Source organism: Nibrella viscosa (assembly GCF_039541875.1).
Lineage (GTDB): Bacteria > Bacteroidota > Bacteroidia > Cytophagales > Spirosomataceae > Nibrella > Nibrella viscosa.
This window is the reverse complement of sequence record NZ_BAABHB010000005.1, coordinates 377,824-404,391: the sequence shown is the minus strand read 5'-3', so window position 1 is coordinate 404,391 and position 26,568 is coordinate 377,824. Positions and strand designations below refer to the sequence as shown.

The following is a 26,568-nucleotide window of genomic DNA, read 5'->3' as shown; positions in this document are numbered from 1 at the left end:
GGGCAGTGACTGTTTTCGTACGAATACTGCTCTTTTAATATGCTTAGCCTGTAGAAATTGTGTAAATCTAATTCGTATGGCAGAACATCAAAAAAGCGTATCGGATGTATTGGGAACATCCGCTATCACACCAGAACCAACTGGGTCGAGCCGCATTAATGTGGGCGACACGGAGCGCATTATTTCGGCCGCCGGCGGGGCGGTTATGACGGCCATTGGTGTACAACGGGGCGGCCTGGGAGGCACCCTGCTGGCCATCCTGGGAGGGTCGCTTATCTTCCGGGGCGTATCAGGCTATTGCCCGGTCAACGAAGCTGTCGGACGCGACAGCTCTACCAGTGACCAGGGTGCGGAGCCGCTGGAGATTAGCCGGAGTGTGACCATCAACAAACCCCGCGAAGAGGTGTACCAGTTCTGGCGGCAGTTGGAAAATCTGCCTATGTTTATGCACCATCTGGAGCGGGTAACCCAGCTTGACAACAAACGCTCGCACTGGGAGGCTAAACCGGTCAATGTTCCGGGTCTGACTGCTCTGGCCTGGGATGCCGAAATTGTTGAAGAGGAAGAAAACAGCCGCATCGTTTGGAAATCCGTACCGGGCGCTACCGTGGATAATGCCGGAGAGGTACGCTTCACCGATGCACCCAACAACCGGGGCACCGAGGTACATGCGACCATCCGTTACCAGCCGCCTGCCGGTGCGCTGGGTAGTGCCGTAGCCAAACTCTTCAATCCGGTCTTTAAGGATATGGTCCGGGAAGACATCCGGCGTTTCAAGTATTACCTGGAGACCGGTGATGTGCCCGTCAACAACCTGAAGAATCAGCCAACGACGCAGCAGCCGGCTACGGCCTTGGCCGATCAGGGACTGGATCAGCCGTCGACAACCCAGCCGGCAATGCCGTACGTAGATCCCATGCGGGGAACCGTGTAACAATAACAGTTGTGATCAAAAAAGCCTGGCTTTTGGAAGCCGGGCTTTTTTGATTTTAGAAACCGCCCCGGTCGTAGAACGTCCGGCGACGGCTCAGCTTCAGTTCCTGCAAAATAGCCGAGCGGGCACGCAGGTCGAATGAGTAGTTGCTGGCCCGGAACGAACTGCCGGCAAAGGGTGTCCAGTTGAAGTTCATCTCCCAGCAGTGCAGGTCGCGGCTGATGCCGATGGTGGTAAGCGAGGGTGACATAGCCTGAAAATCGTAGCCTGACTGGAAGGTGAATTTCCATTTTGGCGTCAGACTGAAATCGCCGGTCAGCGTCAAAGCCTGAATCACGCTGCTCTCCGTCGGAGTAAATTTATTGATACCCAGGGTATAGCTGACATTCAGCGTCCAGGGAACATTAAAATCTACGTACAGGTCCGGATTGGCGTTGATCGACCGCATGGTTGCATCGGAGGCATTGGGACTTTGCTTCGGCTTATTGGCACTTTTGGGGGCCAGCCGGGTGCTGAGGTATGCCTGCATATTTGTCATCCTGAGCAGCCCCTGCCCGGCCTGAATGGCGTAATAATTGACCCGCGTAAAATTTGGCTGCGTTATTATCGGTGACTGTAAGTATTCCGGAATAGCGTTTCCCGGAAACAGGTAACTGTAATTGCCGCCGAAAAGCCGATAGGCGTACGGATCGAAGGTCGACGAAAAGTTGAAACTGATGTTCTTAAAAATCTGCGTGTTGGCACTTAACTGAAGGGGCGACAACGGATACTCCTGCGCCAGCAGGTTATAACTGCCCGTCAGGCTAATGTTATCAAACAGGGAAATTTTGCGGAACGGTTGCCCCGTGGTATCGTCGCGGGTACGAACTTTCATCTCCAACTGGTTCACAATCCCGAACGAAATAAAGGCCGAGGCTCCCGGCAGGCTGCTGCCGGCGGTTCCGCCCAGACCCCGGAAGCGGGAGACCCGCTGCTGCGTCGGCCGCAGACCCGGAATCATGGACAAATCCTGGAAAAAGCCAAAGCTGGGGTCTGAAAAATTCGGTACATAACTAAATGAAACCGAGGGAGCCAGGGTATGCCGGATGGCTTCCAGCCGTTTGCCCCGCAGAAAGACTGTTCCGTACAACCGCGTGTTCATGCTGGCGCTGACGGCAAAATTGTATACGGTGTACAGACCTTTCGTTGTATCGACCCGCACAGAATCGCCCCCCAGGTAACTGTAGTTAAGTCGTTTGGTATAGATATCGCCGGAGAAGGAGAAACCGGGCGTCAGGTTAATATACCGGAGCAGCTTCAGGTTTGGCAAACCAATAGGGATACTGTAGCGGCCTTCAATCTGCGCGTTCTTCAGGATGGTTGGCAGGTTAGCCATATTAAAGGCAATCAGGTTTGGATCTGCAACAGTTTGGCCCTGTCGAATGGCCTCAACACGCCGAAGGCTGTCGCGTATGAGTTCAACCCGGCTTACGGCCTGGCGTCCGACCACCCTAAAGCCCAGGCCTGTGGTATCGAGTTGTCGCCGAATAGTATTACTAACTCCTGCCGAGCCACTGAAGTCAAAGCCTACCCGGAAGCTCTCATACCAGCGGCCACTGCCACCCCGCAAGGCAAACGGGGCAATCTGGTTGACTCCCAGGTTGAAATTGGTAGACGCATCGGTGCGGCCGAGTTCGCGTATATTCGTCACGCGATTTGTCTGACCAAACTGCTGGTTGACCCGCGCATTGGCGCTGGCCCGGACATACTGCCCAAACGAGCGGCTGTACTGGACCGACGAGCCTGCCACGTTGGAGATATAGCGCTGCTGATCGAATGAGTTGAACTGGTTAAAACTGTTGCTGCTGATGTTGACGTTGGCCGAAAACGTGCCGCGCTTGCCGATAGACTGGGGTGCGTGCGACCAGATAACGGCAAAGTCCTTGCGTGGGCTTTGGGTGGTATCGATCCGGTCGCCGGAGCGGTTGAGGTTGAAACGCAGATCTACGTTGCCGCTGAAACTATAGCGCTTGTTGTAGGCCGATGTAAGGCCCAGGCCCCAGCTTCCCCGCGAATAAATCTGCCCTTTGAACTGCAGGCCGATATTTTCGTTGACGGCCCAATAGTAGCCCCCGTCGCGCAGGTAGTAGCCCCGGCCGTTAGGTTCTTCGCCATACTGCGGCATCAGAATGCCCGATACGCCAATATCTTTTTTCTTGGGAAACGGAAAAAAGCCGAACGGCAGCCCAATGGGCAGGGGCACCTGATTGATAACGAGGTTAAACGGCCCCGCCACCACCTGTTTGTTATGGACAACCTTGATCTTGCCGGCGTTAATGTGAAAGTGCGGGGTAGCCAGATTACAGGTGGTATAAATAGCCCCCCGGATATAGAGGTTATCTTCGGCATCTTTCTTCACGTTGGTACCCCGGATATTGCCTTCACCCTGACTGGTGACCACGCCCCGAATAAGTCCTTTCTTAGTTTTGAAATTGTACCGGATTTCTTTGGTATCGTACTGGCCTTCTCCGTCTTTAAAGACGGGCAGGCCCACCATTTTCTTCGCGGTTGAGTCGTAGCGGCCCCTGGCAAACACCTCATTGGTGGTATAGTTGAGCCGGATGTAATCGGCTTTCAGCGAAATATCGCCGTATGTTACCTGGGCATCCCCAAAAAGCTCCAGCGTTTGGGTATTATTGTCGAAAAAGCTGGAGTCTCTGGATGAGTATTTAACTGTAGTCTGGAAGTCACTGGCGGCCTGCACCGAATCGCGGCTCACCGAATCTTTTCCGGTAAGCGGATTAGCCGGCAGGGTAACCGGTGCATTTTTGTCAATTAACGGCGCATTCTGCTTAGTTGATGCCGGATTGCTGTTGACGCGTCCGGGGCCGTATTGCGTATTAGGCGCTACCGGATTGGTGCGTGGAGTTGGTTGCTGAGCCAGGACCGGTATCGCTAACAGGCAGAAAAGCAGTATATTCGCACCTGTCCATAGGATAAATGGCGGAATGGATATTTTCCGTAAAATAAACTTGATATTTTCCAGTTTTATCAAAAAATTACATTTGTGGATAAGCGGCTGTGGCCGGATATACAAAGTTATTTCTAACTTTTTACCGATTACTGCCTTGAAACGTAATTCCTTGTTAAAAATTATTAAATCTGTGAAGATGACGCATGTAGGTCGCTTTATGCAATTGGTAGCGATTCTGCCCCTGCTGGCGTTGACGTTTCTACCAAAACCCACGCTTCAGGATGTAGTTCAGGATACCACCGCAACGGGCTATGGCGAATCGCCAAACCGGCTCCGGACCGTGGTGCTGGATGCCGGTCATGGCGGAAAAGATCCGGGGGCCATGGGCCGTAACTCCCGCGAAGCCCGGATAAACCTGCAACTGGCTCTGTTAATTGGCCAGAAGATTAAAAGCCAGCATCCCGACGTGCGGGTCATTTATACCCGCACTACCGACAAATTTATCGAGCTGGCCGAGCGGTCGAGCATTGCGAACCGGAACAAAGCCGATTTGTTTATTTCTATTCATTGCAACGCCAACCCGCATTCGTCGCGGGTGTACGGCACGGAAACCTACACCATGGGACTTCACAAAACGGAAGGTAACCTGGAGGTAGCCAAACGCGAAAACGCCGTTATTTTACAGGAAGCCAACTACCAGCAGACCTATAAAGGCTTTAATCCGGATTCTCCGCTGGCGCATATCATGCTGGCCAATTACCAGCATGCGTTTATGGGCAGCAGTATCAACTTTGCCCAGAAAGTAGAGCGTAGCTTCCGGACCAATGCCGACCGCCTTAGTAATGGTGTGAAACAGGCCGGTTTTCTGGTGCTCTGGCGGACCACAATGCCCAGCGTGCTGATCGAAACGGGTTACCTGACCAACCCCACCGAGGAGCAGTACCTGATCTCGGATACGGGTCAGGATCAGATTTCTACCGCAATTGTCAAGGCTTTCCGGCAGTACAAACACGAAATCGAAGCGGCCAATTAAACCGAATGTTGTAGTTTCGCGGGACAATCCGGCCGTAATAATGGTTATAAGCAGTAACCGGCACGGCGACGGTAGCCGACAGTCCGTAGTTTTTCCGCACAGCTTTACATGAAATTATCCAGGGAATCCAAGGTTGGCGTTCTGGCGGTTGTTACGCTGGCAATGCTTTATTTCGGTTTTAATTACCTGAAAGGTTCCGACTTCTTCTCCGGAAACCGGCAATACGTGGTCATTTACAACAGTATCGACGGGCTGGCCCCGTCTAATTCCGTCCTGATTAATGGGTTATCCGTAGGGCGCGTCAAGAAAATAGAAATCCTCCAGAAGCAGAATAACAAACTGCTGGTTACCCTTGATGTGCAGAATAAAATCCGGCTCAACGAAGGAACAAGAGCGATTCTGGCGGATGGAGGTATATTAGGAGGGAAAGTCATCCGGCTGGAGGTAAGCCAGACCGGACGGGAACTGGAAAATGGCGATACACTCCGGGGTACTCAAGAGTCGGGAATCGCAGATATGGTCCGGGAAAAAACGCTACCCGTTCTTAACAACATCGATTCGATGACACATAACATGAACCGTATTCTCCTGCAGTTTGACCAGACCGGCATAGTGCTGAACCGAACGTTACAGGCTGCCGAGGCCGCTACAGGTACGGTGCAGTTAACGATTGCCGAAAACCGGGCGAATATCCGCACATTGCTGACCACAATGAACCGCCTGTCGGCGGATCTGATCGAAACAGAGCGTCAGGTCAGACCACTGCTGACCAAAACCAGCACGTTTGTCGATTCGCTGAATGCCCTGCAACTGCGGCAGACGCTGGCAAACCTCAACGGTACTATTAACAATATGAAAGGTATGCTGGCCGATATTGAACGCGGTCAGGGTACCCTCGGACGCCTGGCTAACGATCAGATACTGTATGTGAACATGACCAATACGACGGCTAGCCTGGACCGGCTGCTGACGGACCTGCGCGAAAATCCGAAGCGTTATGTTCATTTTTCACTGTTTGGCGGAAAAGATAAGAACAAACAGGCCCCACCCGTGCCGCCGACTTCGTCAACAACAACAGTAACCACAACAACGTCGATCCGGGTAGATACTACACGGAAAGCGGCTGACCAGGAGTAGCAGCCGGCAAAGAATACCCCTGGACAGAACCAATCCCCGGCTTAGGCTGGGGTTTTGTTTTTTCGGATTTCCTGCCCTACTTCGGGCCCACTTCATCAACACCTAACAAATTATTGTCATGGTAGCAACCAACACCCCCATGCAAGCCCTTCTGGACGAACTGCACCACCGCAAACAACAAACTCAATTGGGCGGAGGCCCGAAGAAAATAGACGATCAGCACCGCAAAGGCAAACTCACCGCCCGCGAGCGCATCGACTACCTGACCGACGCCGGTTCGGAATTTCTGGAGATTGGCCTCTTTGCCGGTGAGGAGATGTATGCCGAACACGGCGGCTGCCCGTCGGGCGGGGTCGTCACCGGCATCGGGTATGTGTCGGGGCGGCAGTGTGTGCTTGTGGCGAACGATGCTACCGTAAAAGCCGGCGCCTGGTTCCCCATCACAGCCAAGAAAAACCTGCGGGCGCAGGAGATTGCGATGGAAAACCGCCTGCCGATCATTTACCTCGTCGATAGTGCCGGGGTATATCTGCCCCTCCAGAACGAGGTTTTTGCGGATAAGGAGCATTTCGGCCGGATGTTTCGTAACAACGCCCATATGTCGTCTATGGGTATTTTGCAGATTGCCGCCATTATGGGTAGCTGCGTGGCCGGTGGCGCTTACCTGCCCATTATGTCAGACGAAGCCCTGATTGTAGAAGGTACCGGTTCTATTTTCCTGGCCGGCCCGTATCTGGTGAAAGCGTCGATTGGCGAAGATGTCGACGCCGAAACACTGGGCGGTGCCGATACCCACTGCGAGATTTCGGGCGTGACCGACAATAAATACCCGGACGATAAGAGCTGCCTGGATGCCATCAAGCGCATTATGGATAAGACCGGCCACCGCGAAATCGCCGGTTTCGACCGGGTTTCTCCGGCTGCTCCCGCCAAAGCGCCCGAAGAGATATACCAGATTCTCCCCATTGACCGCGTGAAGCCCTACGATATGCGGGAGATTATAGAACGCCTGGTGGATAAGTCGGAGTTCGACGAGTACAAAGACGGCTACGGCAAATCGCTGCTGTGCGGCTACGCCCGCATGGATGGCTGGGCCGTGGGTATTGTGGCGAATCAACGGAAAGTGGTCAAAGCCAAAGGCCGCACCGGCACACCCAGCGAGATGCAGATGGGCGGGGTTATCTACGGAGATGCCGCCGACAAAGCGGCCCGGTTTATTATGAACTGCAACCAGAAGCGCATTCCGCTGGTGTTTTTGCAGGATGTTACCGGTTTTATGGTGGGCAGCCGGGCCGAGCAGGGGGGAATTATTAAAGATGGTGCCAAGATGGTTAATGCCATGGCCAATTCAGTCGTACCCAAGTTTACCGTGGTGGTGGGTAACTCCTATGGAGCCGGCAATTACGCCATGTGCGGCAAAGCCTACGATCCCCGGCTAATCGTTTCCTGGCCCACGGCGCAAATGGCCGTGATGAGCGGTAACTCGGCCGCCAAAACGTTGCTCCAGATTCAGGTAGCGGCCATGAAAGCCAAAGGGCAGCCTTTAACCCCGGAGCAGGAGCAGGCCCAGTTGCAGAAAATCACCGACCAGTACAACGCTCAGCTATCGCCCTACTACGCAGCCGCCCGGCTGTGGGTCGACGCCGTAATTGACCCACTGGAAACCCGTAAGGTGATCGCTATGGGCATTGAGGCTGCCAATCAGGCACCCATTACAAAGGCGTTTAATGTGGGGGTAATTCAGACGTAGTTCTGTACCCCGGAATGTAATTCCGGCTGTTTGTATACCGGAATTACATTCCGGGGTACGCGGTCACTTCATCCATGTCATCTTCTCCGGAATATCCTGCTCAATGGCCTGCCGGACCCGCTCGACAATCGCTTCTACGGGTTCTTCTAAACTATAGGCCATTGGTGGTTTAAAGCGAACGGTGAGCAGGGTATTCCGTTTTTTAAACCGAAGCCCTTTTTTATCAAAGGCCCGGCGGAAGCCATTAATGACTACGGGAACAACTATAGGTTCGTTGTGTTTGATAATATGCGCGGTGCCCTTCCGAACCGGCGCGTAAGGGCTGGTAGTACCCTGCGGAAAACTAACAACCCAGCCGTGCTGCAGCGCCGTGCCAATCTTCTCGTTGGCAGAGGTATCTACCTCCCGTTTCACCTCCCGCCCCTCGGCCCGCCAGGAACGCTCAACCGTGAGGGCACCGCCCATAGCAAACATACGTGGCACAACCCCTTTCTTCATGGTTTCTGAGGCCGCCACGTAGTAGTTGCGGGCACGGGGGGCAAACAAATACATAGGCGGTAGAATGGTGTTTTTGAAGCCCCACTTGACCGCGCAGAAGATGTGAAAAAACGCAATAACGTCGGCGAAGTACGTCTGGTGATTCGACAGAAACAGCACGTTATTGATGGGCAGATTCTCCAGATGCTCAGTTCCCTCGATCTGGATACGATTTACGACTGTGTAGCGGAAGTAGGTAAACCAGCCAATAAGGCAAATCAGAATCCGGCGCACCAGCAGTGAGTTACCGAACGGATCTCGTTCGAACAGACCCAGCACATCGAGCGCGGCCAGTGGTTTGGGTAAGTAGCTATATTTTGTGGGTTTGATGTATTTCATCGTACCATCAGATGAGACGCAAAAGGTAAAGCTACAATTTGCCTGCAATGTTTTCAATAAATAATACAAAAGTTGCGGCCTGTTATTCCCCTATTTACCGATTTGCCGTCTTTTCGTCTCATTCTGTTGACTTGCTCAATAGGGGTCAGAAAAATGTGAAGCTGATTTTCAGCAGCGTGCGCATCTTCCTGAAAAATATTTACCATTCCATTAATCCTTTGTCCGGCCGGTCTGTCAAAGAAACAGATTCCCATAAAGAACATAAACTGATTTTTAGCGAGTGCCTATGTCCGACGTTGTACACTAAATTTTTCACTTTTCACGCTGTAATTGCAACAACCATGAAACGTTTTTTTCTCACTGGCATCGCTACCCTCGGATTTATTGCCGTTAGCACCGTAACATTTGCTCAGGTTCAGGTGGGTCTCCGGGGCGGAGCGCACTGGGGAACCGTCTCGAAACCTGGCGTTTTCGAAAGTATGACACCAACCTTCCGGCTGTCGCCCGGTCCAACCGGAGCTTTGTTCCTGGAAGTGCCGGTGAGTGAGCGGGTCTCTATTCGCCCTGAGATTGCCTATGTGCAGAAGGGCTTTATGTTTAAAGAGAGCTATAATGTCAGCCTGGGCGGTTTCAGCCTGCCACTTGGGGCTCGCATTGCCTACCAGTCACAAAATATAGAAGTTCCCCTGCTGATGAAAGTAAACCTGAGCGATGGACCCGTTAGGCCGTACTTTTTTGCCGGGCCGGCGGTAAGCTACATGGCTGATAGTCGGGTGCAGGCCCGTGGTACGGCGCTGTTCCGCACGAAGCCCATTAACCTGGATGCCGATTTTGGCGGCTGGATGAATAAGTGGGACGTCAGCGGCATTGCCGGACTGGGCATGTCGGTCGATGCCGGAGCCGGTAAGCTCTTTGCCGAAGCCCGCTACGAGCATGGCTTTACGCGGCAGATTCAGGTGCCGGTGGTGAACCTGCCGGTCCGTAACCGGGGTGTCAACGTATCAGTAGGGTATTCCTTTCCGATCGGGCAGTAAGATAACAAAGTAGTATCTGTAGGGTGAATACGTATCCACCGTTTAACCTTGCCACCCGCCGTAACCATTTTTTTACCGTAACGCTGTAGGTACACAAAAGCCCGGTGCATGTTGACACCGGGCTTTGTTTGTAAAACGGAATATAATTCCGTTTTACAGAGCCGCAAATACGGCTTTGCCCTTGTCCAGAAACTCAACAAAATTGCTGACGTTCAGATCATAATTCTTGGGCTTGACCAGTAAATTACCCTGCGATCCAACAATACAGTAATGCGGCTGGGCATTGTTGTTGTACTTCACAATCTGCAAATCGGCATTCTGGGCCCCAATGGTCGTCTTCTGCTTATTGTCGTAGGTAGAGATATACCACTGTGACTCCGGCAGTTCGGTTTTATCGTCGACGTACAGAGCCGCTACCACAAAATCGTTGCGTAACCGCTCCAGAACCTGAGGGTCTGACCAGACGCGGGCTTCCATTTCGCGGCAGTTGACGCAGCCGTGTCCGGTGAAATCAATAAATAACGGCTTGTTTACTTTCTTCGCGTAATCCAATGCTTGCTGGTAATCGAAAAAGCCCTGGAGGCCGTGCGGTAGCTTAAATAAGCTGGCATACTTAGGTTTCTCGCCAAGGGTGTCCGGCTGATTATCTCGCGTACCAGATGCCATGCCCCCGCTGATGTTAAAGTCCTGCGACGTTTCCGGCGGCAGGTAGCCCGCCAGCGCTTTCAGCGGAGCGCCCCACAGGCCCGGAACCATATATACCACAAAGGCAAAGGTGATAATAGCCAGCAGCAGCCGGGGAATGCTTACGTGCTTAACGTCGCTATCGTGCGACAACCGGATCTTGCCCAGAAAGTAAAAGCCGATCAGAGAAAAGATTACAATCCAGAACGACAGGAAGACCTCGCGGTCCAGCAGGCCCCAATGGTACACCTGATCGGCAATGCTCAGGAACTTCAGTGCCAGTGCCAATTCAAGAAAGCCCAGGACCACCTTCACGGAGTTCAGCCAGCCACCCGATTTTGGCAGGCTTTTGAGCCACTGCGGAAAGGCCGCAAACAGGGAGAACGGAATGGCAAACGCCGACGAAAAAGCAACCATGCCTATAATCGGTTTCATCACCTCGCCACCTGCCGAGGCTACCAGCAGACTGCCCACAATAGGTCCCGTGCAGGAGAACGAGACCAATACCAGCGTAAAGGCCATGAAAATTATGCCTAACACGCCACCTCGCTCCGCCTGCGCATCGGCACTGTTGACCAGCGAACTGGGTAAGACAATTTCAAACAGGCCCAGGAAGGAAAGCCCAAAAACAAAGAAAATGGCAAAAAACAGCAGGTTAGGCAGCCAGTGGGTACTGACGAAGTTGGCAAAGGCCGGGCCGTTGATGCGCGACACCACCGTACCGATGAGCACATAAATGGCAATGATGGATACGCCGTATAGCAGCGCCTTCATGGCACCGTGGCTCTGTTTGGTAAAATAGCTCACGGTCATCGGAATAATCGGGAACACGCAGGGCGTTAGCAGCGCCACCAGCCCCGACAGGAAAGCTGCAATGATAAAACCGGTTAATGACTCTTCCGGCGCTTCTGCTTCCTGAATGGTATCCACATTCGAACCGGCTGGGTTTGTCACAACAGTTTGGGCGGCCGTGGCCGTGTTACTTGTACTGGCTACGGCCGACGGAGCCACCGCCGAGGCAACGGCAACGGAATCGTTTGTTACAGAAGTTGACGGTGCCGCTAACGGGGTGCCCGACGCTGGAACATTAGCCGCCACCGCAGTAGGTGCCGGAACCGGTGGAGTGGCAACGACTTGAGCCGAAGAAGCTGCTTTTATATCGGTAATTGAAAAGTCGTGGTTACCGGGCACACACTGCCCGTCCTTTAGTGTACAGGTTTGGTAATCAATACTACCCGAGATGATTGGGTTAGCCTTCAGGATCTTTACTTTTTGCGTAAAAAGACCTTTGTGGGTGAAGTAGGTAATATCGCCCTGCCAGATCTCATCAAATTTTTTCTTGGCCCCGACCGGTTTGATACCTCCAACCAACTGATATGTATCGTTCGGCTTAAAGGCAAAGGTGGTCGGAATCGGTCCCAGATTCGGATCAATGTCGGAGGAGTAGAGATACCAGTTATCGTCGATGGTAGCCGTAAAACGCAGTTCAATCACATCCCCGACTTTGACGGTCGGCTGGGTGGTCGAGTACGACCAGGTAGTCGGCTTTAGTATCTGAGCGACAGTAGCAAAGCTCACCAACAGCAATGCCAGGAGCGCAGACAGGTTTTTCATAGGATGACATCCAAAATGGTAGTTTACCGATTAACACGTTTTGCGCAAAATTATTTCCCGAACGGATGAATAAGGATAAAACCCTGTAAAAAAACACCGTCCCGGACAACTGTCGGGACGGTGTAACAACAACCAACCTATGATTGAAGTAAGATCAATAAGAGAAAAGAATAGGGTTTAGGGTACTTTCGGGTTTAGAGCCGACCGGGTAACTGGCCAGCCAGGTAGTCAGGTCATTCTGCTGATAGCTGTTGCGCGGCTTAATAATTGTCTGGTCTTTGTCCATATAAATCATTGTCATCACCTTCCGCGGCTTATCGGACAAATTCGGTCCGGCGCGGTGAAAGGTCCAGCCGGCATGGTAGCTTACTTCGCCGAGATCAAAGGGAGTGTCGTTCATGGAGAAATTAAGCTCCGCCAGCTTTTCGGCCAGCAGTTGCTCGCTTTCGTCGCTGATCTCCACATCACGGCCGATTTCAACGTTCTGACTCTTTTCGGCAAAGGCCAGCGGACCCATCTCCATTGGCGTATACTGGAAGGGAATCCAGACCGTAATGGTTTTTGGTGTAGCCAGCGGCCAGTAAAACTGATCGGCGTGCCAGGGGGTAAAGCCGCCCGACGGCTCCTTGTACAACGCCTGGTCGTGGTAAAGCCGAACGCCCTCCACGTCCATCAGATCAGTGGCTATCTTCGCCAGCCTTCGCGAAAAGACAAACTCTTTGGCTTCATCGTTTTCCCGCCAAAGATTCATAATCTGGAGAAACGCACGCTCATACGTCGTGCGCTCCTCCATGGGTTTGGTTAGGGTATTGAGTTTAAAAACTAAGTCTGTGATGAGGGTACCGTAATAATCGAGAACAGCAGGGCTTAAGACATCTTTTAGTTTGACATAGCCGTTCTCCCGGTAACAGGCAAGCGCTTCAGGACTTACAGTATAGGGTTCATCCAGTTCTCGAAGAAGAAGACTCTTATCAAGTTGGACCTCCATATAGGGGTAGGTTAAGGTAGTTTTAAAAGGTCTTGGGCTTAGGAACAATCAGATGTCACAAAATTAGAATAGAAAGTATCTGATAAATGCTATATTTTTTTCAGATTTGTGTAGTATTTTGACTTTACTAGCCTCTTTTAGGAAAAAAGCAGTTAAAATAATAAATGTTTTGAAAGCACTTTTTGAGAAAGTCACAATCGGAGAGCAGAATTCGCTGTTGGTAAAGCGGTTGCGGATGGTGGCCTTTGATGCTCCCTGGCATTATCATCCTGAGTACGAACTGACCTATATTATACGCAGTACCGGTAAGCGGTTTGTTGGTGATCATATTGGTAGCTTTGATACGGGTGATCTGATCCTGATTGGTCCCAACCTGCCCCATTCTTACCGCAATGACGACGGTATTACGGTGCCGGCCGAAGCGGTGGTGGTGCAGTTTCCGGCCGCGATTGGAGAAACGTTGTTTAATACACTGCCTGAAGCGGAGCGCATCCGGCAACTGATGAGTCGTTCTCAATATGGCATCCAGTTTAATCCGATCCTTAGCCAGCTTATCGGTCGGCGGATGGAGCGGCTGGCCAACCGCAGCGGTATGGAGCGGATTCTGGATATGCTCAGTATATTGAATGATCTGTCGGCCGATCCGGACTTTGTGCTGCTGGCGAGCGACGGCTACGAATTCTCAGCCAGCGAGGCCGATACCGAGCGGATGAAGCGGGTACTGGACTATACCCTTACCTATTTTCGGGACGAGATGCGGGTAGATGATGTTGCGTCGGTAGCCGGTATGGCTACGGCGGCTTTCTGCCGGTATTTCCGGCGACGTACGGGCAAATCGTTTATTGAATACCTTACCGAGCTGCGCATCAGCCACGCCCGGAAACTGCTGACGCAGGCCGACCTCAGCGTGGGGCAGGTTGGGCTGGAATGTGGGTTTAACAATATTTCGCATTTTCACCGGCAGTTCAAGCTACAGACTGGTACAACTCCCCTGAAATACCAGGCCGCTTACCGGGCCGGCTAAGGGCGTGCAGGCTTAAAAAACTTACCCGCTGTATTGGTTAAAGCTGTACCTTTGTGGCTTATTTTATCGGTAATCACGATTATTCGTACTATGTCAACCGCAACGACCACTATTGCCCGCGACACCCAGGTTTTTGACCTGATTGCCAAAGAGAAACATCGGCAGGAGTCGGGTATTGAACTCATCGCTTCCGAAAACTTTACATCGCCCCAGGTGATGGAAGCCGCCGGCAGCGTACTGACCAACAAATACGCCGAAGGTTTGCCGGGTAAACGCTACTATGGCGGCTGCGAAGTGGTAGACGAGATCGAACAACTGGCCATTGACCGGATCAAAGAACTGTTTGGCGCTACCTGGGCCAACGTGCAGCCGCACTCCGGGGCGCAGGCCAACACGGCCGTGTTCCTGGCCTGCCTGCAACCGGGTGATACTATTCTGGGCTTCGATCTGTCGCACGGCGGCCACCTGACGCACGGTTCGCCGGTGAACATCTCCGGTAAATACTTTCGCCCGACGTTTTACGGCGTAGAGAAAGAGACGGGTGTTATCAATTACGATAAAGTTGAAGAAACGGCGATGCGGGAGCGTCCGAAGATGATGATCTGCGGAGCATCAGCCTACAGCCGCGATTGGGATTACGTGCGCCTGCGGGCCATTGCCGATCAGGTAGGGGCCCTGCTGCTGGCCGACATCTCGCACCCGGCCGGCCTGATCGCCAAAGGCCTGCTGAACGATCCGCTGGAGCAGTGTCACATCGTGACCACCACCACGCATAAAACCCTGCGCGGTCCACGCGGTGGTCTGATCATGATGCGCAATGATTTTGAAAACCCCTTCGGCATTAAAACGCCCAAGGGTGATATCCGGATGATGTCGTCGCTGCTTGATTCGGGCGTATTTCCCGGCACGCAGGGCGGTCCGCTGGAGCATATCATTGCCGCCAAAGCCGTGGCTTTCGGTGAGGCCTTGTCCGACGATTTTGCCGACTACGCCCTGCAGGTAAAGAAAAACGCCCAGGCTATGGCCAAAGCCCTGCTGGATCGTGGTTACCAGATTATCTCGGGCGGCACCGACAATCACCTGATGCTGATCGACCTCCGCTCGAAAGGGCTAACCGGAAAACTGGCCGAAAATACGCTGATCAAAGCCGACATTACCATCAACAAAAACATGGTGCCGTTTGATGACCGATCACCGATGGTCACCTCGGGTATCCGCGTGGGTACGCCGGCCATGACTACCCGGGGCCTGAAAGAAACCGATATGGAACGCATTGTCGACTATATGGATACTGTGCTGATGAACCACGACAATGACGCCAAAATTGCGGCTGTTAAAGACGACATCAACTCCTGGATGAAAACTTTTCCGTTATACGCATAATCAATTGCGAAAGAGCGAAAGAATGAAAGCGTGAATTGCTGTCGCAGGAACAATCACTCTTTCGGTCTTTCACTCTTTCACTCAATTTATGTAAAGATGCCTTTAGATCAATCGTTTGAGGAAGAAGAGGAAGAGTTAATTGATGATAGTGGCAAAGAGATGACCTTCCTGGAACACCTGGAAGAGCTTCGCTGGCACATCATCCGGGCAGTGGCCTCTATTCTGGTATTCGCCATTACCGCGTTTATTTTTATCCGGGATATTTTTGAGCACGTAATTCTGGCACCGGCCCGGCCTGATTTCTGGACCTACCGCCAGATGTGTAAGCTGGCCGATTTTACGGGTTATGCCGATCTGTGCGTGAAGAAGCTCGACTTTGAGCTACAGGCGCTGGGGGTAGCCGATCAGTTTACCATGTCGCTTACGTCTTCCGTCATCATTGGTCTGTGTTTTGCTTTCCCGTATACATTCTGGGAGATTTGGCGCTTTATTAAGCCGGGTCTGCGCAGTACGGAGAAAAAAGCGGCCAGGGGGGCGGTGTTCTTTGTATCGATGCTGTTCCTGATGGGTTTATTTTTCGGGTACTACATTGCTTCTCCATTAGCTATCAATTTCCTGGCTAATTACACGGTCTCCGATCAGATCAAAAATCAGTTTGATATCACCTCGTATATCTCGATTCTGATTACGCTGTCGCTGGGGTGTGCCCTAATGTTCCAGATGCCCATTGTGGCCTTTGTGCTCTCAAAAGTAGGTGTGCTGACACCAGCCTTTATGCGGGAGTACCGGAAACACGCCTGGATTGTGATTCTGGTGGTGGCGGGTATCATTACGCCCTCGCCCGATATCTATAGCCAGATTCTGGTTGCTTTTCCGCTGGCGATGTTGTACGAAGTAAGTATTCTGGTCTCCGGCTCAGTGCAGCGGCAGCGGCTGAAAGAAGAGCGGGAGCTGCTGAATGATTAACATGCCATACGATTTTAAGAAATACCACTACCGCTCCATCAACGCGGCTAATGCGCAGGAGCGGGCCGCTATCAATCAGGAACTGAAGGACTTGTATGCCTCCCTACCGGAGAACGAGAAAGCGGAGTTCAATAAACAGCTTCAAACCTTTCTGGCCCGCGAAATGGGCCGGCTCAAATCCGACTACGAGTCTATCAGCGGGGGCTTTGGAGACAATTGATTTGGGAGTGGGGATGTCGGATTTTTGGTGGGACCTAGTTAAATCCGATATCCCCACTCCCAAATCGTTTAGCTGTTTTTCAGCAGCGTAGCGTAAAACCGAATGATCTGTTTGTAGTCGCTGATGGGGATGCGTTCGTTGGTGCCGTGTACGCTTTTAATTTCTTCGTCGTTCATCCGGGTTGGCAAGAAGCGGTACACATTAGGTGATAAGCCGGTGAAGAACCGCGAGTCGGTAGCGCCAACCACCAGGTAAGGGGTAACGATCACGTCCGGAAAAACGCTTTTGATGGTTTGGCTCAAGCGTTGAAAAGCCGGCGCCCTGGGGTCCGATACCGGCGATGGGTTGCTGGAGAAAACGCCTAATTCGGTAACGGTTACCTCTTCATTGTTAATCACCTCCCTTACCCGATTGGCGACAGTGGCCGGTGTCTCACCCGGCAGAATCCGAAAATTGATGGTGGCTTTTGCCTCGATGGGCAGCACATTGTCTTTGACCCCGGCCTGAAAAATAGTAGGTGCGGTTGTTGTGCGAATCATGGCGTTGCTGGAGTTGCCCTTGGCCAGAATCTGCTTGATAACCGGACCAAACAGCCACCGGTTGGCAAACACCAGCCGCTGCCCGAACGACATTTCCGGACCGACGTAGCTGAACAGGTGATTCGCTCCCGCATCCAGCCGGGCCGGAAACGGGTTCTTCTCCAGTGTGGCTACCGCTTCGGCTACCAGCCCGATACTGGTACGTGGAGGAGGCATAGACGAGTGCCCCCCTTTGCCTACTGCACTTAGTTCCAGGCTCACATAACCCTTCTCCGCAATGCCTATTAAGGCAACTGGCCGGATGAGGCCCGGCATGCCATCTGTCTTGATGGTGCCGCCTTCATCCAGCACGTACTCAAAGGTGAGATTCCGGCTCCTAAGGGCCTGGGCAATGGTGCGGGCACCCCGATTACCGCTGGCTTCTTCGTCTTGCCCAAAGGCCAGATAGATGGTGCGCTCGGGCTGAAAACCGGACTGCAGCAGAAACTCGGTGGCCTCCAGAATACCCAGCACGGTCGTTTTATCGTCCAGCGTACCCCGGCCGTAAATGTAGCCGTTCTCCACCAGGCCGGCAAACGGTGGGCGCTTCCACATGCGTTCGGTGCCCTGGATAACGGGCACTACGTCGTAATGCCCCATCAGCAAAACCGGTTTCAACGCCGGATTACGGCCAGGCCACAGGTATAGCAACCCGTATTGGTTGAACGTCTCGCGCTTAAGCCGGCTGTGGACCAATGGATAGGAGCGCTCCAGAAACCGGATAAATTGATCGAACTGCGTGGTATCTACCAGGGAGTAATCCGCGTAAGAAACGGTGCGTAGCCGCAACGCCTGCGCCAGGCGGGCAACGGCGGAGTCACTGACGGGTACGGCTGCAGCCGGGGAAACATTGGCCGGCTGTTTGGACGTGAAGAGGATGGTTCGGACCAGTAAAACTACGATCAGCACCAAAAGAGCCGATAGCAGCAGGCGAAGCAGGCGTTTCATCAATCAGGTTTGTTACGGATGGCGTTAAATCATGCCCCTGGCTTTTAGCTCCAGGTATTTGTTGATGGTATTGGCCGTCAGGTTGCGGGGGGCGGTCAGGATCGTCTGAATGCCGTACTGCTGTAGTTCTTTGACGATCTGCTTTTTCTCGTAGGCAAACTTCTCGGCAATCGTTTTCTGGTACACATCTTCGGTGTTGGTGGCCGGTTGGTTGAGCAGGGCAGCCATCTCGGTATTCTCGAAAAAAATCACCAGCAGCAAATGGTCTTTGGCCAGCCGGCGCAGAAACGGCAACTGGCGGTGCAGCCCATTTACGGTTTCAAAATTGGTAAACAGCAGCAACAGGCTCCGCTGACGAATATGCGCCCGCACGGTGGCGTACAGGGCCTCGTAGTCCGACTCCAGAAAGCGCGTTTTCTGCCGGTACAGCAGTTCAAGAATTTTCAGCATATGCCCCGGCCGGCGCTCAGCGGGCAGTAGCTGGCCGATGCGGTTGGAGAAGGTCAGGAGGCCGGCGCGGTCCTGTTTCAGCAGGGCGATGTTGCTCAACACCAGCGAGGCATTAATGGCGTAGTCGAGCAGGGTCAGGCCCTCAAATGGCGATTTCATCATCCGACCCTTGTCGATGAGGCAGTAAACGGCCTGCGAGCGTTCGTCCTGATAGGCATTCACCATCAGATCGGTGCCACGGGCACCGGAACGGCGGGCGGTGGCTTTCCAGTTCATGGTCCGAACATCGTCGCCCCGCGTATACGGCCGCACCTGCTCAAACTCCATGCTGTGTCCCAGCCGCCGGACGCGCTTGATGCCCAGTTCGCTCAGGCGGTTGGTAGCGGCCAGCAGCTCATACTGGCGCATTTGCAGGTAAGAGGGATACACCGCAACCTGTTTATCCTGCGAAAACTGGTACCGGCGCTTCACCAGTTGCAGCGGACTCATCGCGTACACGTTTACCGCCCCAAAACTGTATTCGCCCCGGCGCGTGGGCCGCAGCTCGTAGCGTATGGCCTTTGTTTCGTTTGGTTTCAGGCCGGCGCGGAACAGCACATCGCGCCGTTGAAACTGAAACGGAATTTCGTCGATAATCTCCAGGTAGACCGGAAGCGTATAGCGGTTTTCGAGGTAAATGGTTACCGGGTTCTCATCTCCGTTCGACAGGCGGTCGGTGACGTCGCGCCGGGCAAATATGCCCTTTCGGTGCCGGAACAGAATAACGCCTTCGATCAGGCACAGGGCCACAAAGACAAACAGGGCTATCCTGGCAACCGGAAACAGAAACGGCAGGGCATAAGCGGCCACAAACAGCAGCACCAGCCCGATCAGGGCCAACCAGAAGCGGAGGGAGAAATAAAGCGCTTTCAAGCAATACAGGGTCGACACGCAAACGGAGCTAAAATACAACAGATTGTTGAGGAATGAGCAGATTCGATAGAAGACGCTGCTCATTTAATCAATTCTGTCCGGTATTCGGTAAAAGCGGTTTCAAATCCGGTTATCTTAGCGTTTTTTCCGGCCTAGGGTCGGAGGCAAACCCCGGTTTGGGTGCCGGCAATCACCTGCTGAAACGGGTAGCGTACTGCCCTTTACTGTACCCCATGCTGTTTAATTCGCTTCAGTTTCTTCTCTATTTTGTTGTCGTAACGCTGACGTACTTCAGCCTTCCCTGGCGGGGCCGGTGGGTGTTGCTGCTGACGGCCAGTTGTTATTTCTACATGGTGTTTCAGCCGCCGTACCTGCTGATCCTGCTGCTCACCATCTTGATCGACTACATTGCCGGAATCTGGATTGAGAAGACGGAGGGGCGCACCCGCAAGTGGTTGCTGATTATCTCGCTGATCTCCAACATTGGCATTCTGGCTTTTTTTAAATACCTCGGCTTTTTCACCGAAAACATATCGGGCATATTCGATTGGCTGGGTATGCCCCACCTGGCGCAGGAGATCACCTCACTGGTGAACCGGGTCTTTGTGAAGGTGCTGCACGTATTCGGGCAGAGCGGTATTTCGTCATTCAAGGATAACATGAGTATTCTGCCCATTGGTCTGTCGTTCCATACGTTTCAGGCCATGAGCTATACCATTGAGGTGTACCGGGGCCACCAGAAAGCCGAGCGGCATTTCGGCATCTACGCGCTCTACGTTATGTTTTACCCCCAATTGGTGGCGGGTCCTATTGAACGGCCGCAGAATGTACTGCACCAGTTTCATACCTATTTTCCGTACAATTTTGAGAATGTAAAGGCGGGGCTGATGCAGATGGCGTTCGGGTTTTTCAAGAAGGTGGTCATTGCCGACCGGCTGGCGCTGGTGGTGAACCACGCCTACAATGACCCGGCCCAACACAACGGCCTGACGCTGCTGATTGCCACCTTTTTCTTTACGTTCCAGATTTACTGCGACTTCTCCGGCTACTCCGACATCGCCATCGGAGCGGCCCGCGTTATGGGCTTTACGCTGATGGAGAATTTCAAAGCGCCTTACTTTGCCCAATCCATCTCCGAATTCTGGCGACGCTGGCATATTTCGCTCTCGACCTGGTTTCGGGACTACCTGTATATTCCGCTGGGAGGGAACCGGGTAGGCGAAGGGCGCAAATACGCGAACCTGATGCTGGTGTTTCTGGCCAGCGGTCTGTGGCACGGGGCCAACTGGACCTATGTGATCTGGGGAGGGTTGAACGGCTTTTACCAGATAGCGGCTACCCTGCGCGATAAGCTCTTGAACCGTTTCGGCGGCAACCCACCAGGCGGACCGGCTACCGCAACCCCAGCCCCTAAAGTGGCCCGGCTGGGTTTTGCCGCTACGCCCGGTGCTATGGCCGCTCCCCCTGCTATCGTGCGGATTATCGGCAATACCCTGTTTACGTTTGTGCTGGTGATGCTGACCTGGGTTTTCTTCCGGGCCGCGAACACGTCGGACGCCTTTCTGATTCTGCGAAAAATAGCCGGGCTGTCGCTCAGCAGTACTGTTAGCACACCTCTGAACACAACCGAAATGTGGTTCAGCGTCTTCCTGATTGCCGCGCTGATGGTGAAGGAGTACTATTACCTGTATATTCCGACGCGTAATACCCTGCGCTTCTATGTGGTGATTACACTCATCGCGTTGCTGTGCTACTTCTTCGGGGTATTTACGTCGAATCAGTTTATTTACTTCCAGTTCTGAGGTCGCTTACTCGTTGCGGTTAACGCTGCGGCCGGTCTTGGTAGCAATGTGAATTCGGTACACTACGTGCTTCGGTGGCGCTACGGCTTCGCTACGACCGTTGTTGTACTGGGGCATTTCGTGGGCGTAAAGGGGGGGCGTGCGGGTGCCCAGGCGCTGCTCCACGTACGCCCGTTCGTCGCCGGCTAACTCTTCGTATGTACCCTGAACAACAACACTGCGCCAAATGTCGGGCGCGACCATCTCGTCGACCTCAAAGCAAACCGCCGGATTTTTGCGCAGCATGTCTATTTTGGTGCCTTCGCGGGTCTGGCCGTAAATGTAATAGCCGTCGAACAGGTAGGTAATAGGCTCGATGAGCACCCGTCCGTCGGCTGCACAGGCAATGCGGCCAAAATACTGCTGGCGGAGGATTGAATCGACTACCTCGGAAGTAAGTTCACGTAACATGGCGTATAGGGTTTAAACAGGTTATAAACTCGCTACCTTCTGCTGGATCAACTGATTCAGGGTCTGTCCGTCAATAACCCCTTCGTGCCGCCAGATTTCCAATCCCTGATTGAACAGGATAAAGGCCGGCAACTGCTGAACGTTAAATGTTCGGGTAATTTCCGGCTGTGCGTCGGTATCCACTTTCGTAATCTGAACGTAATTGCCTACCGCTTTTTTCAACCCCTCCACCACAGGTGATGAAGCCGGTTTACCGCCTATGCTCTGTGGTTGCCCAAAGGGAAAAACCAGCAGGACCACAGGAAGAGGGTATGGGCGTTGTATAGCCTTTTTTACCGATTCCATACTTTTTACTTGCTAAACAGAGGCCGTAGCTAACCCCTCCGTATCAATAAATCAAAATTACGGGGTTGGCGGACGGTATTCCATGACTTTGGTCAGCGTGTCACCTGATCGGAATTTGAATTTCCAAACCGTTCTGCTGACGCTGGTTTGGGAAAGTGGTTTGCAAAACGTCGGGAGTGATGAGGTGTTCCCTAGTACAACGGTTTTGTAAACCGTTTTTCGGGGGGCTTTCGGAGAACGGTTTACAAAACCGTTGTACTTAGCGGCCAATGGCTACTTTTCGGAGGATGGAGTCGATTACCTGTAGGGTAGTTACGCCGTCGGCCTCTGCTTCGTAGTTGAGCATGATGCGGTGGTTGAATACGTCGGGAGCTACCTCCTTGATGTCTTCCGGCAAGACATAATCGCGCTGGTCGAAGTAGGCGAGGGCTTTGGCGGCCAGATTCAGGTGGATACTGGCGCGGGGTGATACGCCGAACTGGATATACCGGGCTTCGTCGCGGAGGTTGGATTCCAGCGGCCGGCGGGTGGCAAACACCAGTTCGATGATGTACTGTTCGAGCGTTTCGGAGATGTTGATCTTGTTGATCTCGTTGCGGATATCGGTAATGTCTTCCTTGTCGAGAATGGGCTGTACCTCGTAATCAAAATCCATGTTCGACATCCGGCGCATCACTTCCAGTTCGTCTTCCTTACTCAGGTAATCCACAAAGACTTTCATCATAAAGCGGTCTACCTGCGCTTCGGGTAGCGGGTAGGTTCCTTCCTGTTCCACTGGGTTTTGCGTCGCCAGTACCAGAAACGGCCGGTCCAGCACAAAAGTCTCCTCGCCAATGGTTACCTGCTTTTCCTGCATAGCTTCCAGCAGGGCCGACTGCACCTTCGCCGGTGAGCGGTTCACCTCATCGGCCAGAATCAGATTGGCGAAGATCGGGCCTTGTTTTACCTCAAATTCAGCCGTTTTCTGGTTAAAAATCATGGTGCCGATCAGGTCGGCGGGCAGTAGATCGGGCGTAAACTGAATTCGCTGAAAGTCAAGTTGCATGGCTTTGGCCAGCGTATTGATGGTCAGCGTCTTGGCCAGGCCCGGAACACCTTCCAGCAGGATATGCCCGCCGGTGAAGAGGCCGATGAGCAGGCGGTTCAGCAGCTTCTGCTGCCCCACCACCACCTTGCCCATCTCGTTAAAGACATCCCGGATTTTGGTGTTATAATTTATCGTTGCTGATTGCATTTAGTAGTTTCAGGTTTCAGGTTTCAGGTTTCAAATTTAATAGTGAGTCCCTTAACGTGAGACTTGGAACCTGAAACGATAGTTAAAACGTCGCCCGGATGCTGCGGTCTTTGCCGTGAATATCCTTGTAAACCTGAATGTGGCGGAAACCACGTTCTTCAAAGACCTGACGGGTAGCTTCGCCGAAGCGTTCGTTTATTTCAACGTAACAGGCTCCGTCTTTCGTCAGATGCTGCGTACAAAAATTGGCGACGGCCTTGTAGAAAATCAGGGGATCGTTGTCGTCCACGAATAAGGCCACCTCGGGTTCATAGTCCAGCACATTGCGGTCCATATCGGCTGCTTCGGAGCGGGTGACGTACGGCGGGTTGCTCACTACGCAATCGAACCGTCGGGTTTCAGAGGCAGGAACGTTCAAAATGTCCTGTCGCTCAAACGTAACATCGGCTTTGAGGTTGTCGGCATTGCGCTGCGCCATAGCCAGAGCCTCTTCTGAGACATCCCAGCCGGTTACGTCCGATTGCGGCAGAAAACGGGCCAGCGTAACGGCCAGACAGCCGCTACCGGTACCGATGTCCAGCACCCGCACCACTTCTTCGCGGTCGGCAAAATCGTGCATGATGAGCCGCACCAGGTCTTCTGTTTCGGGTCGGGGAATCAGCACGTCGGGTGATACCTCAAATTCGAGGCCGCAGAAAATGGTGGTGCCAATCACGTGCTGAATCGGTTCCTGCCGGTTCAGGCGTTCGATAATCCGGAACCAGTCCGGTTCGGTCCGGTTCGGCGGCAGGGTTTTGTCGGCCAGTACGTCGGCTTTGCGCAGGCCGAAGTAGTGTTCCAGCAGCATAAAGGCCATCTCGCGGGCTTCTTCGGGCGGGTAGGCCGTAATGTTTTTCGATAGTTGTTGATATATTGGTCTGGCAGTAGCCATCAGTGTGCGCTTAATTTTGCGTAAATCTGGTTGTTTATAATAGAAGTTTCAAGCATAAAAAGTTTCAGGTTCCAAGTTTCAGGTTTCGGGTTGTATACGTTAATGCCAAATTCACTGGCAGACACCAACTTTAGACTTGAAACTTGGAACCTGAAACACTCGTTCTGAAACATGGAACCTGAAACAAATTTCATGCAGCGTGCGCTGGAGCTGGCAACGCTCGGGCGGGGGGCGGTTAGTCCGAACCCGCTGGTGGGCTGCGTGATCGTACACGAAGCGCCGGAGACCGGGCCGCGCATCATCGGTGAAGGCTGGCACCAGCGGTATGGCGAGCCTCATGCGGAGGTAAACGCCATGCGGTCGGTGGCTCCCTACGACGAAATTCTGCTGCCGGACGCTACCGTTTATGTCACCCTGGAACCCTGCGCTCATTTCGGCAAAACACCGCCCTGCGCCGACCTGCTGGTGGCTAAACAGGTGAAACGCGTTGTTGTTTGCAACGACGATCCCTTTCCGCTGGTGGCCGGCAAAGGACTTGACAAACTTCGTGCCGCCGGCATTGCCGTAGAAACAGGCATGCTGGCCAAACAGGGCCGCGAGCTAAATCAGCGCTTCTTCACCTTCGTGGAAAAGCAACGGCCGTATATCATCCTGAAATGGGCCGAAACCGCCGACGGCTACATTGCCGGACCGGATTATCAACCCTTAGCTATTAGTGGCTCCCTTTCCCGGCGACTGGTACACCGCTGGCGGGCCGAAGAAGACGCCATTATGGTCGGCACTAACACCGCCCGCCACGATAACCCGCAGCTAAATGTCAGGCTCTGGCAGGGCCGTAATCCGGTGCGGGTGGTCATTGATAAGCAACTCGCGCTACCCTCGTCCTTGCACCTGTTCGATAATTCGCAAACCACACTGGTGTATAATTTGCAGAAATCGGAGGTGACGGATCTGACCACCTATGTACGGCTGGCTGCCGAAACCGAATTCCTCCCTCAGTTGGTGGCAGATCTGTATCAGCGCCGGATACAGTCGGTGCTGGTCGAAGGGGGCACGGTGCTGCTACAGTCGTTCATGGATGCCGGGCTGTGGGACGAAATACGGGTGTTCCGCAGCCGGACCTCGTTGGGAGTCGGTATAAAAGCCCCGGCGGTGCAGGGCCGGTTAGTTGCTCAGGAATCGGTTGGGGAAGATGAACTCCGGCATTTCCGGCCGGCCTGAGGTGTCAGATTTTCATCACAATCTTACCCCGGCCACCCTGGATACGCATGCCAACCAGCAGTTGGCCTACCTCTTCCATCGAAACTACTTTAGTTACGGGAACCCTGATGGTGCCTTCTTCTATCAATTTGGAAAACGTTTCGCCCACTTGCCGGAGCAGGGCTTCCCCTCGCTCCCCTGCCTGATGCGCTGAACCCAGCGAAAACTGATGAAAGCCTAGGCCTCGTCCAAACGAATTTTTGTATTTGTCCGGACGGACCAGACCGACAAGGGCCACCATCTCACCTTCAAAGCGCAGGGCGTTAGCCACATCAATGTCATTGTCAGGACCAACGGCATCCAGACCTTTCGATACTCCCCGCCCTTCGGTAATAGCCAAAACCTGTTCGGCTACATGGCCCTCGTGGTAGTCGATCACATGCGTAGCGCCCAGTTTCCGCACGTACTCCTCGTTCTCCGGTGAACAGGTGGTGATAATTGGGAACAGACCGAAGTGTTTAGCTACCTGAAGGGCAAAGCTGCCTACTCCACCGGCACCCCCGGCAATAAAAATCGAATCGTCGCTGGTAATTCGCAGCTTGTCGACCAGTGCCCGCCAGGCAGTCCAGCCGGCGCAGGGGGTAGCGGCTGCCGTAGCGGCATCTACATGCGGATGCGGTATCAGGGTAGCGGCCTTGTGCAGGGCGTATTCGGCAAAACCCCCGTGGGGCCGTTGCAGATTGCCGTGGTACAGCACGCGGTCGCCCACTTGCCAGCCCTGCACCTCAGGGCCAACGGCTTCGACGTAGCCGGAAACGTCCAGGCCCATAATCCAGCCGGCTCCGTTGTTGGGCAGCGACTTTTTGCGTCGGTTTATCTTGGCATCAACCGGGTTCAGTCCGCAGGCCTCTACCCGAACGAGTACATCGTGGGCACCTGGTTGTGGTACGGATACCTGCTGAAGCTGAAAGTTATCCGTAGACGGGTCGAATACAACGACGTTCATCATTGCTGGTCTGGCTATGTGGATTAAGCGTAGGGCGGAAAGTTTTCCACCTTACATATGGCGGTAAAAATAAGCTTTTGTAATTTTAACGTTTACCTTGACGCTACACATGGTGG

22 protein-coding genes are annotated in these 26,568 nt (G+C 53.3%); 11 read left to right on the top strand and 11 right to left on the bottom strand.

Going from position 1 to position 26,568, the window contains the following annotated elements:
• Positions 1–76 precede the first annotated feature (76 nt).
• Positions 77–934 (top strand): SRPBCC family protein, encoded by an 858-nt coding sequence (locus ABD931_RS15555; RefSeq protein ID WP_345268681.1) that lies wholly within the window; start codon positions 77–79, stop codon positions 932–934.
• 55 nt (positions 935–989) lie between these two features.
• Here ABD931_RS15555 and ABD931_RS15550 read toward each other — a convergent pair whose 3' ends face one another.
• Complete coding sequence (locus tag ABD931_RS15550; protein ID WP_345268679.1) at positions 990–3,968, bottom strand: putative LPS assembly protein LptD; 2,979 nt, start codon at positions 3,966–3,968, stop codon at positions 990–992.
• A gap of 115 nt (positions 3,969–4,083) precedes the next feature.
• Between ABD931_RS15550 and ABD931_RS15545 the strand changes: the two genes are divergently transcribed.
• From ABD931_RS15545 to ABD931_RS15535, 3 genes are all read left to right on the top strand, one after another.
• Positions 4,084–4,920, top strand: coding sequence for an N-acetylmuramoyl-L-alanine amidase family protein (locus ABD931_RS15545; RefSeq protein ID WP_370469324.1), 837 nt, complete (start codon positions 4,084–4,086; stop codon positions 4,918–4,920).
• A 108-nt stretch (positions 4,921–5,028) separates the two neighbouring features.
• Positions 5,029–6,057, top strand: coding sequence for an MlaD family protein (locus ABD931_RS15540; protein ID WP_345268678.1), 1,029 nt, complete (start codon positions 5,029–5,031; stop codon positions 6,055–6,057).
• Between the two features lie 139 nt (positions 6,058–6,196).
• Complete coding sequence (locus ABD931_RS15535; RefSeq protein ID WP_345268676.1) at positions 6,197–7,807, top strand: acyl-CoA carboxylase subunit beta; 1,611 nt, start codon at positions 6,197–6,199, stop codon at positions 7,805–7,807.
• A 63-nt stretch (positions 7,808–7,870) separates the two neighbouring features.
• Here the strand turns inward: ABD931_RS15535 and ABD931_RS15530 are convergent, their stop codons facing one another.
• A complete protein-coding gene (locus ABD931_RS15530) occupies positions 7,871–8,683 on the bottom strand; it encodes a lysophospholipid acyltransferase family protein (protein WP_345268674.1) in 813 nt (270 codons plus the stop codon).
• 341 nt (positions 8,684–9,024) lie between these two features.
• On the opposite strand from ABD931_RS15530, the gene ABD931_RS15525 reads away from it, so the two are divergent.
• Positions 9,025–9,717 carry a porin family protein gene (locus tag ABD931_RS15525; protein ID WP_345268673.1) on the top strand — a complete coding sequence of 231 codons (693 nt, stop codon included), beginning with the start codon at positions 9,025–9,027 and terminating at the stop codon, positions 9,715–9,717.
• 153 nt (positions 9,718–9,870) lie between these two features.
• Here ABD931_RS15525 and ABD931_RS15520 read toward each other — a convergent pair whose 3' ends face one another.
• Together ABD931_RS15520 and ABD931_RS15515 are read right to left on the bottom strand one after the other, a co-directional pair.
• The gene (locus tag ABD931_RS15520; RefSeq protein ID WP_345268672.1) at positions 9,871–12,015 is read right to left on the bottom strand and encodes a protein-disulfide reductase DsbD family protein; all 2,145 of its coding nucleotides are present in this window, start codon (positions 12,013–12,015) and stop codon (positions 9,871–9,873) included.
• Between the two features lie 154 nt (positions 12,016–12,169).
• Complete coding sequence (locus ABD931_RS15515) at positions 12,170–13,003, bottom strand: phytanoyl-CoA dioxygenase family protein (protein ID WP_345268671.1); 834 nt, start codon at positions 13,001–13,003, stop codon at positions 12,170–12,172.
• A 169-nt stretch (positions 13,004–13,172) separates the two neighbouring features.
• Here ABD931_RS15515 and ABD931_RS15510 point away from each other — a divergent pair, with 169 nt between their 5' ends.
• The 4 genes from ABD931_RS15510 to ABD931_RS15495 all read left to right on the top strand — a co-directional run bounded on the left by ABD931_RS15510 (position 13,173) and on the right by ABD931_RS15495 (position 16,596).
• Entirely contained in the window at positions 13,173–14,027 is an 855-nt protein-coding gene (locus ABD931_RS15510) for an AraC family transcriptional regulator (RefSeq protein WP_345268670.1), read from the top strand.
• Between the two features lie 90 nt (positions 14,028–14,117).
• The gene (glyA, locus tag ABD931_RS15505) at positions 14,118–15,410 is read left to right on the top strand and encodes a serine hydroxymethyltransferase (protein ID WP_345268669.1); all 1,293 of its coding nucleotides are present in this window, start codon (positions 14,118–14,120) and stop codon (positions 15,408–15,410) included.
• A 96-nt stretch (positions 15,411–15,506) separates the two neighbouring features.
• Entirely contained in the window at positions 15,507–16,376 is an 870-nt protein-coding gene (gene tatC / locus ABD931_RS15500) for a twin-arginine translocase subunit TatC (RefSeq protein ID WP_345268668.1), read from the top strand.
• A gap of 1 nt (position 16,377) precedes the next feature.
• On the top strand, positions 16,378–16,596 hold the full coding sequence (locus tag ABD931_RS15495) for a hypothetical protein (RefSeq protein WP_345268749.1): 219 nt from the start codon (positions 16,378–16,380) through the stop codon (positions 16,594–16,596).
• 68 nt (positions 16,597–16,664) lie between these two features.
• Here ABD931_RS15495 and ABD931_RS15490 read toward each other — a convergent pair whose 3' ends face one another.
• Both ABD931_RS15490 and ABD931_RS15485 read right to left on the bottom strand, forming a co-directional pair.
• Positions 16,665–18,122, bottom strand: coding sequence for a M20 family peptidase (locus ABD931_RS15490; RefSeq protein WP_345268667.1), 1,458 nt, complete (start codon positions 18,120–18,122; stop codon positions 16,665–16,667).
• Positions 18,123–18,146: 24 nt separating this feature from the next.
• A complete protein-coding gene (locus ABD931_RS15485) occupies positions 18,147–19,493 on the bottom strand; it encodes a DUF58 domain-containing protein (protein WP_345268748.1) in 1,347 nt (448 codons plus the stop codon).
• Positions 19,494–19,717: 224 nt separating this feature from the next.
• On the opposite strand from ABD931_RS15485, the gene ABD931_RS15480 reads away from it, so the two are divergent.
• Positions 19,718–21,286, top strand: coding sequence for an MBOAT family O-acyltransferase (locus tag ABD931_RS15480; RefSeq protein ID WP_345268666.1), 1,569 nt, complete (start codon positions 19,718–19,720; stop codon positions 21,284–21,286).
• Positions 21,287–21,292: 6 nt separating this feature from the next.
• Here the strand turns inward: ABD931_RS15480 and ABD931_RS15475 are convergent, their stop codons facing one another.
• The 4 genes from ABD931_RS15475 to prmC all read right to left on the bottom strand — a co-directional run bounded on the left by ABD931_RS15475 (position 21,293) and on the right by prmC (position 24,246).
• Positions 21,293–21,736, bottom strand: a complete 444-nt coding sequence (locus ABD931_RS15475; RefSeq protein ID WP_345268665.1) for a pyridoxamine 5'-phosphate oxidase family protein — start codon at positions 21,734–21,736, stop codon at positions 21,293–21,295.
• Between the two features lie 21 nt (positions 21,737–21,757).
• On the bottom strand, positions 21,758–22,081 hold the full coding sequence (locus ABD931_RS15470) for a thioredoxin family protein (protein WP_345268663.1): 324 nt from the start codon (positions 22,079–22,081) through the stop codon (positions 21,758–21,760).
• A 259-nt stretch (positions 22,082–22,340) separates the two neighbouring features.
• On the bottom strand, positions 22,341–23,315 hold the full coding sequence (locus ABD931_RS15465; protein ID WP_345268661.1) for an AAA family ATPase: 975 nt from the start codon (positions 23,313–23,315) through the stop codon (positions 22,341–22,343).
• Between the two features lie 82 nt (positions 23,316–23,397).
• Positions 23,398–24,246: a peptide chain release factor N(5)-glutamine methyltransferase gene (prmC, locus tag ABD931_RS15460; RefSeq protein ID WP_345268659.1), complete on the bottom strand. Its 849-nt coding sequence runs from the start codon at positions 24,244–24,246 to the stop codon at positions 23,398–23,400.
• A gap of 171 nt (positions 24,247–24,417) precedes the next feature.
• Here prmC and ribD point away from each other — a divergent pair, with 171 nt between their 5' ends.
• Positions 24,418–25,467 carry a bifunctional diaminohydroxyphosphoribosylaminopyrimidine deaminase/5-amino-6-(5-phosphoribosylamino)uracil reductase RibD gene (ribD, locus tag ABD931_RS15455; protein WP_345268657.1) on the top strand — a complete coding sequence of 350 codons (1,050 nt, stop codon included), beginning with the start codon at positions 24,418–24,420 and terminating at the stop codon, positions 25,465–25,467.
• Positions 25,468–25,471: 4 nt separating this feature from the next.
• On the opposite strand, the gene ABD931_RS15450 is transcribed toward ribD, so the two are convergent.
• Positions 25,472–26,455 (bottom strand): alcohol dehydrogenase catalytic domain-containing protein, encoded by a 984-nt coding sequence (locus ABD931_RS15450; RefSeq protein WP_345268655.1) that lies wholly within the window; start codon positions 26,453–26,455, stop codon positions 25,472–25,474.
• Between the last annotated feature and the right edge of the window lie 113 nt (positions 26,456–26,568).